At 55.4% G+C, this 11,882-nt stretch carries 12 protein-coding genes; 6 read left to right on the forward strand and 6 right to left on the reverse strand.

Going from position 1 to position 11,882, the window contains the following annotated elements:
• Window position 1: 1 nt before the first annotated feature.
• Entirely contained in the window at window positions 2-850 is an 849-nt protein-coding gene (locus tag ACO5Z0_RS03900; protein WP_485649284.1) for a deoxyribonuclease IV, read from the reverse strand.
• A gap of 30 nt (window positions 851-880) precedes the next feature.
• Window positions 881-1,696 carry a prolipoprotein diacylglyceryl transferase gene (gene lgt / locus ACO5Z0_RS03905; protein WP_485649285.1) on the reverse strand — a complete coding sequence of 272 codons (816 nt, stop codon included), beginning with the start codon at window positions 1,694-1,696 and terminating at the stop codon, window positions 881-883.
• Window positions 1,697-2,093: 397 nt separating this feature from the next.
• Here lgt and ACO5Z0_RS03910 point away from each other — a divergent pair, with 397 nt between their 5' ends.
• The 6 genes from ACO5Z0_RS03910 (at window position 2,094) to ACO5Z0_RS03935 (ending at window position 8,405) form a co-directional block, all read left to right on the forward strand.
• Window positions 2,094-3,344, forward strand: a complete 1,251-nt coding sequence (locus tag ACO5Z0_RS03910) for an NCS2 family permease (protein ID WP_485649286.1) — start codon at window positions 2,094-2,096, stop codon at window positions 3,342-3,344.
• Window positions 3,345-3,362: 18 nt separating this feature from the next.
• On the forward strand, window positions 3,363-4,166 hold the full coding sequence (locus ACO5Z0_RS03915) for a glucosaminidase domain-containing protein (protein WP_442673679.1): 804 nt from the start codon (window positions 3,363-3,365) through the stop codon (window positions 4,164-4,166).
• A gap of 81 nt (window positions 4,167-4,247) precedes the next feature.
• Window positions 4,248-5,873: an ABC-F family ATP-binding cassette domain-containing protein gene (locus ACO5Z0_RS03920; protein WP_485649287.1), complete on the forward strand. Its 1,626-nt coding sequence runs from the start codon at window positions 4,248-4,250 to the stop codon at window positions 5,871-5,873.
• A gap of 36 nt (window positions 5,874-5,909) precedes the next feature.
• Complete coding sequence (locus ACO5Z0_RS03925) at window positions 5,910-7,517, forward strand: ABC1 kinase family protein (protein WP_485649288.1); 1,608 nt, start codon at window positions 5,910-5,912, stop codon at window positions 7,515-7,517.
• Window positions 7,518-7,585: 68 nt separating this feature from the next.
• Entirely contained in the window at window positions 7,586-7,951 is a 366-nt protein-coding gene (gene aroH / locus ACO5Z0_RS03930) for a chorismate mutase (RefSeq protein ID WP_442673676.1), read from the forward strand.
• A gap of 55 nt (window positions 7,952-8,006) precedes the next feature.
• Window positions 8,007-8,405 (forward strand): RidA family protein, encoded by a 399-nt coding sequence (locus ACO5Z0_RS03935; RefSeq protein ID WP_485649289.1) that lies wholly within the window; start codon window positions 8,007-8,009, stop codon window positions 8,403-8,405.
• Between the two features lie 107 nt (window positions 8,406-8,512).
• On the opposite strand, the gene rpmB is transcribed toward ACO5Z0_RS03935, so the two are convergent.
• The 4 genes from rpmB to ACO5Z0_RS03955 form a co-directional block, all read right to left on the reverse strand.
• Complete coding sequence (gene rpmB / locus ACO5Z0_RS03940; protein WP_006192484.1) at window positions 8,513-8,704, reverse strand: 50S ribosomal protein L28; 192 nt, start codon at window positions 8,702-8,704, stop codon at window positions 8,513-8,515.
• Between the two features lie 148 nt (window positions 8,705-8,852).
• A complete protein-coding gene (locus ACO5Z0_RS03945; protein WP_485649290.1) occupies window positions 8,853-9,740 on the reverse strand; it encodes a fructose bisphosphate aldolase in 888 nt (295 codons plus the stop codon).
• Between the two features lie 164 nt (window positions 9,741-9,904).
• Entirely contained in the window at window positions 9,905-10,894 is a 990-nt protein-coding gene (gene fba, locus ACO5Z0_RS03950; RefSeq protein WP_442675827.1) for a class II fructose-1,6-bisphosphate aldolase, read from the reverse strand.
• Between the two features lie 49 nt (window positions 10,895-10,943).
• The gene (locus ACO5Z0_RS03955) at window positions 10,944-11,867 is read right to left on the reverse strand and encodes an RluA family pseudouridine synthase (RefSeq protein WP_485649291.1); all 924 of its coding nucleotides are present in this window, start codon (window positions 11,865-11,867) and stop codon (window positions 10,944-10,946) included.
• Between the last annotated feature and the right edge of the window lie 15 nt (window positions 11,868-11,882).

The following is an 11,882-nucleotide window of genomic DNA, read 5'->3' on the forward strand; positions in this document are numbered from 1 at the left end:
GTTATTTCGCCCGTTCTCGGAGCATGGCGATTTCTTTTGCGTATCCGGCATCGTCGTTTGGCGTTTCCAAGATGAAAGGCAGATGACGAAGTTTCGGGTGGCGGATGATACGCGTCAAGGCTTCAAGTCCGATTTTTCCTTCGCCGATGCGGGCATGGCGATCTTTGTGTGCGGCGCGTGGATTGAGACTGTCGTTCAAATGGACGGCATGGAGGCGAGAAAGCCCGATCGCACGGTCAAATTCCTCGAGGACGCCATCGAGATTGTCCGCGATGTCATAGCCTGCATCCCAGACATGGCAGGTATCGAGACAGACGCCGAGTTTTTCTGCGCATTCCACGCGCTCGATGATAGCGGCGATCTCCTCGAAACTGCGTCCGACTTCCGTGCCTTTGCCCGCCATCGTTTCTAAGAGGACGGTCGTCTTTTGTGCAGGGCGCAGAACATCATTCAAGAGTTCGGCGATCAGGTTGACGCCTTTTTCTGCGCCCTGCTGCACATGGCTGCCGGGATGAAAGTTGTAAAAGGTGTTGGGGATGTGTTCTAAACGTGAGAGATCATCCGCCATCGCTTCGCGTGCAAACGTGCGAAGGTTCTCTTTTGCGGCGCAGGCGTTCAGTGTATAGGGGGCATGGGCGACGAGTGTGCCGATGCCGTGTTCTTCGCGGTAGACAGAAAAAGCGCGGACATCATCGGGGTTGAGTGGTTTCGCGCTGCCGCCGCGCGGGTTGCGTGTGAAGAAGGCGAATACATCGGCGCCGAGCTGCGTTGCCGTCTTGCCCATGACGAGAAAACCGCCGGCAGATGACAAGTGGCAGCCGATGTGAAGCATTTGAGGCGTCTTTTGCATGTTTGACTCCGTTTCTATGAGATGATGAGGCTATGCGCGTGCCGTGCGTTTTCGGCTCTTCTTTTTGGGCGGGGTTTTTTGATGCTTTTTCAGTCCGAGCCAGACGAAGAAAAAGAGCGCGATGGTAAAAGCGACGAGGCTTGTCATCTGTGCAGATTTGAAAAGACCGAGAACAAGTTCATTGTAATCGCCTCGCAGGTATTCGAGGAAGAAACGCGCTGCCGAGTAGAGCATGATGTAGAGCGTGAACGCCTGTCCTTTCGCATGATTCGTGGCGCGAAAAATGAGGAGAAGAGCGAAGATGAAGATGTCGAGCTGGCATTCCCAAACTTCCGCAGGCCAAAGAGGCTGATTGCCGTAGGTGTGGAACGCGAGCGTCGTTTCCGGATAGAGGATGCCGAAGGAAGAGCCTGTCGGCGCACCGAAAGCGTCGCCGTTCAGGAGATTGGCTGTGCGGCCGAGCGCCTGCCCTAAGATGATGGCGGGGGCGACGATGTCGGCGAGCGCCCATGTGTCGATGTCGTGGCGGCGTGTGTAGAGGATGCCGACGATGGCGCCGAGCAGCACGCCGCCCTGAATCGCCATGCCGCCCTGCCAGACGTTTAACAGCTCCGTCAAATGGTTTTGATAGTAGTCCCAATCGAAGAAGAATACATCCCAGAGGCGCGCGCCCAGCAGTCCCGCGATGCCGCAGTAAATGCCCATGTCGATGATATGCCCATGATAGCGGCCGTCCTGCTTTGCGAGAAAGTAGGCGACGCCCGTCGCCAAGATGATGCTGAGGCTCAAGATCAACCCGTAAGCGCGTACAGGAAAATCTCCGAGGAAGAACAAATATTGGTGCATGATATGCCTCCGTTGCTGTATGATAAGGAATACAACAAGTGTATCATTTCTCTACGCCCTTTGTCCAGCATCGACGTATTCTTGATGGGGAAGATTCCTTCAAACGCGTGGGGTAAACTACACGCACAAACGTCTACTTCGTAGACATTGTGCGCCGCCCTTACCAGAAACTTAGCCAATCGGTCTGCGCCTACGGCTTGACCTCTTGGAGTTTCATGGTAAGCTACACGCACAAACGTCCACTTTGTGGACATTGTGCGCCGCCCTTACCAGAAACTTAGCCAATCGGTCTGCGCCTACGGCTTGACCTCTTGGAGTTTCATGGTAAAATATAAAATAGGTTGTTTTGGTGAGGGGAGGATGGGCTGAGATTTTTTCTTTTCCTTTAGGGGAGAATATGCGCGGTTCATGGCGGCGGGAGTTTTTGGGCGGCGCTCTTACGGCGCTTTCGCTCCTTGCTTCTTGTGCCGTTGTGCCTGCGCTTTGGGCGAAGGCGGGAGCGCCCTTTGTCGGGGCTTATGCGGCGGTGCTCATCTCTGCGTTTTTGGCGACGTTTTTCTTGGGGCTTTGGGCGCGTCAGCCGCTTGCGGCAGCGCCGGCGCTCGGCGTCAATGTCTGGCTCGTCTATGGCGTCGTCTATCCTCTGGGGGTGTCGTGGCAGGCGGCTTTGGCGGCATCTTTCACCGCTTCGCTTCTTTTTTTGCTGACGGCGCTCACGCCGCTTCGCCGCATTCTTGCAGGTGCGGTGCCGGATGTGATCGTGCAGGCAGCGCGCGGCGGCATGGGACTGCTCATCGTGTTCATGGGGCTTCAGATGGGAAAGCTCGTTGTCGGTTCGCCGCTTGCGGTGACGATGCTCGGGAACCTTTCTGAGCCGATGGCTTTTGTAGCGCTTGCAGGTCTTGCCGTATCGCTCGCGCTTTGGGCGATGGGGGTTCATGCGGCGGCGTTCTGGGGTGCTTTTGCGGCGGCGGCGCTGGCTCTTTTGGAAGGATTTCTCGTCGTGCCGGATGCGCCGTTCCTGCTGCCTGAGGGGCTTGACCGAGTGTCTCTGGCGCTCGACTTCGCGCACGTTTGGGAGCTTTCGGGCGTCGTTTTGGCGCTTTGGCTTGTTCTCTTCTTTGATACGCTTGGTGTTTTTGCTGCGTTGGGGGAGCGGGGGGAGCCATGCAGCCTTGCAGAAAAGCGTACGTTTGCTGTGCTTGCTGCAGGCAATGCTGCAGCGGCTCTTTTCGGTGCGGGTCCTCTCGCTTTGGCAAAGGAGTCGGCGGCGGCGCGCGCCGTCGGTGCGCGTACGCCTCTTGCGGCATGTGCAGCGGCGCTCTGTTTGCTTTTCGTGCTTTTCGTGGAGCCTGTGGCGGCGGCGGTTCTTGATTTTTCGGCTATTCTCGCACCGCTGCTCGTGTTTTCCGGCTGCCTGCTGCTCAAGGGGCTGCGGCTCGATTGGCGTGAGCCGTCGGAGCACGCATCCTTTTTCGCCGTGCTTCTCATAACGCCGCTTTCGTTCAGTCTTTCGACGGGCTTGGGTGCAGGTCTGATTCTCTATGTTTTCTTGGAGGTCTTTTCGGGACGAGGGAAGAAGGTTCATCCGGTCTTGTTTTTCTTGGCGGGGTGTTTCTCGCTGTATTTTGCGTACGGTACGTCATGATTTCTAGGGGGAATTTCATTGAGTTTCAAAAGGTCTTTTCGAGGCAGAGCCGTTTTGACGGCATTCGTGCTCGGGGCATTTGCTTTTTCGCTTCCATCGGCGGCGGACGCCAAGCGTCTGCATGATCCGCAGGTGGAAACGAAAGTGGAAATGCGCCAGGGCGTCGAGCAGGGAACGTCGAAGGAGATGCCGGTGCATGTACAGGACGCGCAGGAGCAGCAGCCGCTTTCCGAGCGTATTCAGCGCATCCTGAATCCGCCTGCGCCGAAGAAGCCGGCGGATCGTCTGCCGAGCGAGTATACGGCAGCGCCGCGTACGGCGGATGCTATCCTAGGCACGGCGATGGCGACGCAAAGACAATGTGTGGAGTATCTTCTGAGCAATAATCCGCATCCGAACATTTCCGTTTCGCCGGAAGTGCTTGTCTCGTATTATTATAAGGAAGGTGCGCGTGAGGGCGTGCGCCCGGATGTGGCTTTTGCACAGGCGTTGAAGGAGACGGGCTTCTTCCGTTACGGCGGTACGGTCACGCCCGATCAGAACAATTACTGCGGCTTGGGCACGACAAGTGCGACGGTCAAGGGCGCCTATTTCGCTTCGTCGGAGCTTGGCGTGCGTGCGCATATCCAGCACCTTTTGGCGTATGCTTCGACGCGTCGTCCGACGTCGCCGCTCGTCGATCCGCGCTATGATCTCGTCCGTTCGACGTATGGCGCACGCACGCTCGACACGTGGACGGATCTCAACGGACGCTGGGCCGTCCCCGGACATACTTACGGGCAGAGTATCCTGCAGCTTTTCCGTGACATCCTGCGTCAATGAGACCATTTCTTGATGCAGATGAAAACATGACAGAGCCGCAGGCGAAGAAATACAGTATGGGAAGGTTGAGGATCAGATTTTATGATTAGTACAAGCGGATTGACGCTGCAGTTTGGCAAGCGCGTCTTGTTCAAGGATGTAAGCATCAAGTTCACGCCGGGAAATTGTTACGGCGTCATCGGCGCGAACGGCGCGGGCAAGTCGACGTTTCTGCGCGTCCTTGCGGGCGACATTGAGCCGTCGAAAGGCTCGGTAGACATCACGCCGGGTGAGCGTCTCGCCGTGCTCAAGCAGGATCACTATGCGTTCGACGACGTTGAGGTGCTGCGTACGGTCATGCTCGGGCATGAACGTCTCGTCGCGATCATGGACGAGAAGGACGCGCTTTATCAAAAAGAAGATTTTTCTGATGCCGATGGGATGCGTGCTTCGGAGCTGGAAGCAGAGTTTGCCGATATGAATGGCTGGGATGCGGAGCCGGAAGCGGAACGCCTGTTGAATGGTCTCGGCATTGAGCCGTCGAAGCATCACAAGAAGATGGCGGATCTCACGGATAAGGAAAAGGTGCGCGTCCTTTTGGCGCAGGCTCTTTTTGGCAATCCTGATATTCTGCTTCTGGATGAGCCGACGAACCATCTTGATATCGATTCGATCAACTGGCTTGAAGCGTTCCTCGACGATTTCCCCAATACGGTCATTGTCGTTTCACATGATCGCCACTTCCTGAATCAGGTCTGCACATATATCGCCGATGTGGATTTCGGTGCGATTCAGATCTATGCGGGCAACTATGATTTCTGGCTCAAGTCAAGCCAGCTTGCCTTGCAGATGGCGAAGGATCAAAATAAGAAGAAAGAGGAGAAGATCAAGGAGCTGCAGACGTTCATTCAGCGTTTCAGCGCCAATGCTTCGAAATCGAAACAGGCGACTTCGCGCAAGAAGCTGCTCGAAAAAATCACGCTCGACGACATTCGTCCGTCCTCGCGCCGCTATCCCTACATCGCCTTTACGCCCGACCGTGAGGCGGGCGACCAGCTGCTGCAGGTCAGCGGTCTGACAAAGACGATCGACGGGGAGAAGGTGCTGAACAATGTGAGTTTCACGCTCAAGAAGGGCGATAAGGTCGCTTTTGTCGGACCGAATTCCGTGGGAAAGACGGCGCTCTTTGAAATCCTCATGGGCAATATGGAAGCGGATTCCGGCACGTTCAAATGGGGCGTGACGACGACGCAGGCATATCTGCCGAAGGACAACAACGCATTCTTTGATGGCGTTGACTTGAACCTCGTCGATTGGCTGCGTCAGTATTCGCGCGATCCCGATGAATCGTTTGTGCGCGGCTTTTTGGGGCGTATGCTCTTTTCCGGCGAGGAGAGCCAGAAGAAAGCAAAGGTGATTTCGGGCGGCGAGCGCGTGCGCTGTATGCTTTCCCGCATGATGCTTTCGGGCGCGAATGTGCTGCTCTTGGATGAGCCGACGAATCATCTGGATTTGGAGTCCATCACAGCGCTGAACGACGGCTTGATTGCGTTTTCGGGCACGGAGCTTTTTGTCTCGCACGACCATGAGTTCATCCAGACGATTGCGAATCGCATCATCGACATCACGCCCGAGGGCGTCGTTGACCGCGTGACGACGTACGATGAATTCTTGGAAAACGAGACCGTGCGTCAGCAGTTGGACGAAAAGTACGGCAGGAAGGGCTGATGGTGAAACTTTCCTTCTGGGGCAGGAGGGGATGCGATGTTCGCACAGGCTTTTCGCGAAGCGGTGAGCCAAGAGGATAAGGGATCGGCGAAGCGTCTGCGCGAGATGGTCAACGTCCTGCGTACGCGCGATATCGTGCGCGGCATAACGCCTGAGAAGCTGCGCCTGATTCTTGAGGATCTCGGTCCGACCTTCGTGAAGCTCGGGCAGATCATGAGTATGCGTCCGGATTTTCTGCCGCAGGAGTATTGTGACGAACTCATGAAGCTGCAGACGGAGGCAAATCCGCTGCCTTTTTCTGTCATTGAGGAAGTCATTGAGCAGGAGTACCAGCGCCGTTGGACGCGTATTTTCCGCTCTATGGACGAGGAGGCGCTTGGCTCGGCGTCTATCGCGCAGGTGCATCGCGCCGTGCTGCTTGACGGTGAGAAGGTCGTCGTCAAGGTGCAGCGTCCCGGCGTGCATGATGTCATGAGCAAGGATATCGTGCTGTTGAAGCGTGCGGCGGGCATCTTAAAGATTTTGGGTCCCGTGCAGGATGTCGTGGATTTCAGTATGGTGCTTGACGAGCTTTGGGCGATTGCCAAGCAGGAGATGGATTTCGTCATGGAGGCGAACCATATCGAGGAGTTTCGCCATGCGAATATGGATGCGGACTTCGTGAGCTGCCCGAAGGTCTATCGCCATCTGACGACGCCGCATGTGCTCGTCATGGAGTATATAGACGGCATACAAGTCGATGACGCCGCAGAGCTTAAAGCGGCAGGCGTCGATATGCGCCGCATCGGCGAACGGCTCGGTGAAAATTATGTCAAGCAGATCGTAGAGGACGGCTACTTTCACGCCGATCCGCATCCGGGGAATATATGGGTGCGCAGCGGTAAGATTGTCTGGCTCGATCTCGGCATGATGGGGCGTCTTTCGAACAAAGACCGCACGGCGATTCGCAAGGCGGTCTTTGCCTTGGCGCAGCACGATGTCTTTGAGATGAAGGCGGCTGTTCTCTCGCTTGGCGTGCCGCAGGATCGCATTGATCATGCACGCTTATATCAAGATATCGATGCGCTCATGGCGCAGTATGGCGACCTCGATTTTCGCTCACTGAAGATGGGCGTGCTCTCGCGCCAGATCATGAACGTGCTGCGCGCCCATCACATCGCGATTGCGCCGGGCATCAGCATGTTCTGCCGCGGCGTCATGACGATCGAGGGCGTCATGCGCCTGATTTGCCCTGAGGTCAGCTTCGTTGAGATTTTTGCACGCAGTATGGAGCTGAACTTTACGAAGGACTTTGACTGGCGTGCGGAAGCCGCCAGGGCGAAGCGCGAGGGGTATATCCTCATGCGAAAGTCTTTGCAGCTGCCTGAGCAGATTTCAGATATTCTGAAGATGACGCTGAGCGGACAGACGAAGGTCAATCTTGATCTGACGGGTGCGGATGAGCCGCTTGTGAGGCTCAACAAGATGATCAACAAGCTCATCATTGCGCTTTTGAGCGCGGCGCTTCTCCTCGGCTCAAGCACGATATGTACGACGCAGATGACGCCGAAGATCATGGAGATTCCTTTTTTGGGCGTCTTGGGGTACTTGGCAGCCATCGTGCTCTCGTTTCGTTTGCTGTGGAGCATATTGCGCGGGCATTGAAGGGATGTATGGAAACGCACAGGATGCGCGTTTCTTTGGGATTCAGAGGTAGGATAGGAGGGTTTCCCATGCGTGGAATCAGGGGTGCGATCACGGTCGAAAAGGATACGAAAGACGATATATTTCAAGCGGTAAAGCTTATGGTTATGGGGATGTGCCGCACGAATAAGATTGCGCCGGCAGATATCGGTGCGGTGATTTTTTCGATAACGCCCGATCTTAAGGCGGCTTTTCCGGCGGCGGGTGCAAGGTTCTTGAAGGGATTCGATACGGTGCCGCTTTTCGATACGCTTGAGCCGGACATCGAGAACGCTTTGCCGCGCTGCATACGCGCACTCTTGCTCGTCGATACGGACAAGCCGCAGAGCGAGATTCGTCATATCTATCTGGGCGGCGCCATTGCACTGCGTCCTGATCTGCAAGTGGAGGAGTGAGGCGCGGTATGCGCTTGCGCTGGTTTGGGAAGAAAAAGAGGGGAGTGTTTGTACAATGAAAAAGAAAATTGTCACGGATCGTGCGCCGAAAGCAATCGGTCCATATTCGCAGGGAATCCGTACTTCGGGCGGCTTCATCTTCGCCTCAGGGCAGATTCCGCTCGATCCCGCGACGGGCGAGCTTGTCGCGGGCGGTATTGCCGAGCAGACAGAGCGCGTGCTTGAAAATCTCAAGGCGGTTCTTGAAGCGGATGAATGCTCGCTGGAGGATGTCATAAAAACGACGGTTTATCTGAAAAATATCGAGGATTTCGCGGCGATGAATACGGTGTATGCAAAGTATTTCACTTCCTGCCCGCCGGCTCGTGTCTGCATCGAAGTGGCAAGATTGCCGAAGGATGCCTTGATTGAAATTGACTGCGTCGCTTCGGAAGGGCAGAATTTTTCTTATTGAATCGTATCTGCATAAGGAATTGCTGATATCATAAAACAAGCCGTTGAATCTTTCGATTCAGCGGCTTGTTTTATGATATATCAGTTCTGATTCTGTGCACGAATAAATCAGATGGCGCGTTCCACTTTGCCGGAACGCAGGCAGCGCGTGCAGACGTTGACATGCTTCGTCTCACCATTGACGATCGCACGTACACGCTGAATATTCGGCTTCCACTTGCGCTTCGTTTTCAGATGCGAATGGCTGACATTCATGCCGGACATTTCGCCCTTTGCACAGATTTCGCAAACACTTGCCATAGGGTACACCTCCTTCGCGGCGCAGTAAATATTGCGCCATAGACAACAAAAGCATTTTATCACAAAGTACGGGGAAACGCAAGACGGAAATACAATATCTCGCATCTTGCGTTTCCCCGGGCGTGCATTTGTCTGGCGTACTTGCTGTTTAGGTGATGGAGGCTTTGTAGATACCGTCGATGGCAGTCTTTAGAATCTTGTCGAATTCGGCGTCGCTTTGTCCGGCGCGCAGATCTTGGGCGAGTGCGCGTGAGAAGCTGGCGATGAGACCGCGATTCTTGGCGAGTTTTTCGTTGGCTTCATTCTGCGGATAGCCGCCGCTCAGAGCGACGATGCGCACGACGTGAGGATCCTTCATGAGTTCTTCGTAGAGGTTTTCCTTTGTCGGGATTGTGACCTTGAGCATGATTTTGTCATCGGCAGGGAGCTTTGCCACATGCGCTTTGATCTCTTCGAGCATGACGGCTTCCGCTTCGTTCTTCTTGGGGCAATGGATGTCGACTTCCGGCTCTAAGATGGGGACGAGTCCCTTGGCGATGATCTCCTTGCCGACGGCAAACTGCTGCTCGATGACGGCTTTGATGCCCTCTTTGTTCGCCTCTTTGATGACGGAGCGCATTTTCGTGCCAAAGATATGGCGCTCTGCCGCGCGGTCAAGAAGCGCGGAGAGTCCGTCGATGGGCTTCATGCGCTGGACGCCGTTTTCCTCGGCGGCGAGTCCTTTATCGACCTTCAGGATGGGGACGATGCCTTTTTTCTCCCAGAGGTAGTCCGCGGTATAGAGGTCGTCAATTTTGCGGTCCATCGTGTTTTCGAAGAGAATGGCCGCAAGAATCTGCTCTTTTGTAAACGAGGGACTTTTGATGATGCGCGTGCGCATCTCATGAACGCGCGTGAACATCTCCTCGTCATTGGCGTAGGCGCTTTCGTCTACGCCGTAAGCCTTGAGCGCCTTGGGTGTAGAGCCGCCGCTTTGATCGAGGGCAGCGATGAAGCCCTTGCCGCTTGTCATGCGATTGAGTTGCTCTTGATTCATTTTGCATACCTCCTTAAACTGTTGCCAAATCCATTATACTGCGATGTGGGTGGAAAGTAAATGATATTGAAAATAAATATCAAAAAATAAAAATCGTGCAGATGTCGCTTTCTGCACGATTTTTAGGAAAAGGCTGATCGGGTAATACGTTTGCGCGATGGGCGTTACTTCAAAAGCGCCATGACTTCTGCTGCCTTGCCGTCGGAGCCGAGGACTTCTTTGATCTTGTGCTCGACGAGTTCGCGGATGTAGTCGCGTCCCGGAGCGATGTACTGGCGCGGATCGAAGTGCTCGGGATGCTGCTGATAGTGCTCGCGGATGCCCGCCGTCATGGCGAGGCGCAGGTCGGAGTCGATGTTGATCTTGCAGACCGCTGACTTCGCCGCTTTTCTGAGCTGATCTTCGGGGATGCCGATGGCATCGGCGAGGCTGCCGCCGTTGTCGTTGATGATCTTGACATATTTGGGAATGACAGACGAAGCGCCGTGCAGCACGATGGGGAAGCCGGGCAGACGCTTCTCGATCTCAGCAAGGATGTCGAAGCGAAGTTCGGGCGGCACGAGTACGCCTTGTGCATTTTTCGTGCACTGCTCGGGCTTGAACTTGAACGCGCCGTGACTCGTGCCGATGGCAATCGCGAGGGAGTCGACGCCCGTACTCGTGACGAATTCTTCGACTTCTTCGGGGCGCGTGTAGTGCGCGTCTTCAGCGGCGACTTTCACATCGTCTTCGATGCCTGCGAGCTGGCCAAGTTCGCCTTCGACGACGACGCCGTGCGCATGGGCATACTCGACGACGCGCTTCGTAAGCTCGATGTTTTCTTTGAAGCTCAGATGCGAGCCGTCGATCATGACGGAGGTGAAGCCATCGTCGATACAGGATTTGCACGTTTCAAAATCCGGCCCGTGGTCGAGGTGCAGGGCGATGGGCAGATCTTCGCATTCGAGCGCCGCCTGCACGAGGTGCTTGAGGTAGGCGGGCTTTGCATACTTTCTTGCACCGGCGGAAGCCTGCAGGATGATGGGAGATTTCAGCGCAGCGGCTGCTTCGGTGATGCCTTGGACGATCTCCATGTTGTTGACATTGAAAGCGCCGATGGCGTAGCCGCCTTCATGGGCTTTTTTGAACATTTCCTTTGTTCCGATGAGTGGCATAATCTCAACCTCCTATGGATAGATGATACTCATTGATGGAATCATTATATCATAATTTAATGAGAACGTCATGAATCTTTTGTGAAAAGAGAAAATCTGCGGAGATTTCAGGGAAAAGAGCAGACATATCGGCAGGAAGGGGCGCATGGACTTTGATGTCCTCTCCGTTCGATGGGTGACGAAAGCGTATATTGCAGGCGTGCAGCGCTTGGCGTCTGAGCCGATTTGTCCTTTTGCCGTAGAGGTCGTCGCCGAGAAGCGGATGTCCGAGATGCGCGAGATGGACGCGGATCTGATGCGTACGCCCCGTGGAGAGGCGCAGCGCGAGGAGCGACAGGCCGCCTGTCTGAACGAGTGTCGCGTAGTGCGTGACGGCGCGCTTTCCTTCGGGGGCGATCATGCGCTCGATGATGCTGCCCCGCCGGCGTGCGATGGGCAGATCAATCGTGCCGCAAGGCTTGGGCAGGACGCCTTCGATGACGGCGAGGTAGATGCGCTCGATTGCGTCATGTTTGGATAAGAGGTGCTGGACGTGCGGCTCTTTGGCGATGAGCACGAGTCCGCTCGTCTGACGGTCGAGGCGGTGTACGGGGTGAAAAGCATGTTTTTCGCCATGTGTTTCATAGTGGAAGAGTACGGCGTTGGCGAGCGTATGATGATGCTCGCCGCCCGTCGGGTGGACGAGCATACCTGCAGGCTTGTTGATGATGAGAAGCGCCGTGTCCTCATAGAGAATGTCGAGAGGTATGTCTTCGGGCGCGATGCGGCTCTCTTCTGTCAGATGCCAGCAAAGTTCATCGCCGCTTTTGATGCGGGCTCGTGCGGCGTTGGCGGGGTGTCCGTTCAGCGAGAACGTGTCCGAGCGGCGCAGTTTTTTCCAGAGCGTCGTGGAGAAGCCGCACTCCTTTTGCAGAAACTCCCGAAGCGCCATACAAGCGAGCCCTTCCGGCACGACAAGTCGCGTCTCTCCCATGAAATCACATCCTTT

The sequence above is a fragment of the Selenomonas sp. genome, assembly GCF_057272215.1.

Coding starts and splice junctions, on each gene's coding strand:
- ACO5Z0_RS03900 (WP_485649284.1), bottom strand. CDS start 850: ATGCAAAAGACGCCTCAAATGCTTCACATCGGCTGCCACTTGTCATCT.
- lgt (WP_485649285.1), bottom strand. CDS start 1,696: ATGCACCAATATTTGTTCTTCCTCGGAGATTTTCCTGTACGCGCTTAC.
- ACO5Z0_RS03910 (WP_485649286.1), top strand. CDS start 2,094: ATGCGCGGTTCATGGCGGCGGGAGTTTTTGGGCGGCGCTCTTACGGCG.
- ACO5Z0_RS03920 (WP_485649287.1), top strand. CDS start 4,248: ATGATTAGTACAAGCGGATTGACGCTGCAGTTTGGCAAGCGCGTCTTG.
- ACO5Z0_RS03925 (WP_485649288.1), top strand. CDS start 5,910: ATGTTCGCACAGGCTTTTCGCGAAGCGGTGAGCCAAGAGGATAAGGGA.
- aroH (WP_442673676.1), top strand. CDS start 7,586: ATGCGTGGAATCAGGGGTGCGATCACGGTCGAAAAGGATACGAAAGAC.
- ACO5Z0_RS03935 (WP_485649289.1), top strand. CDS start 8,007: ATGAAAAAGAAAATTGTCACGGATCGTGCGCCGAAAGCAATCGGTCCA.
- rpmB (WP_006192484.1), bottom strand. CDS start 8,704: ATGGCAAGTGTTTGCGAAATCTGTGCAAAGGGCGAAATGTCCGGCATG.
- ACO5Z0_RS03945 (WP_485649290.1), bottom strand. CDS start 9,740: ATGAATCAAGAGCAACTCAATCGCATGACAAGCGGCAAGGGCTTCATC.
- fba (WP_442675827.1), bottom strand. CDS start 10,894: ATGCCACTCATCGGAACAAAGGAAATGTTCAAAAAAGCCCATGAAGGC.
- ACO5Z0_RS03955 (WP_485649291.1), bottom strand. CDS start 11,867: ATGGGAGAGACGCGACTTGTCGTGCCGGAAGGGCTCGCTTGTATGGCG.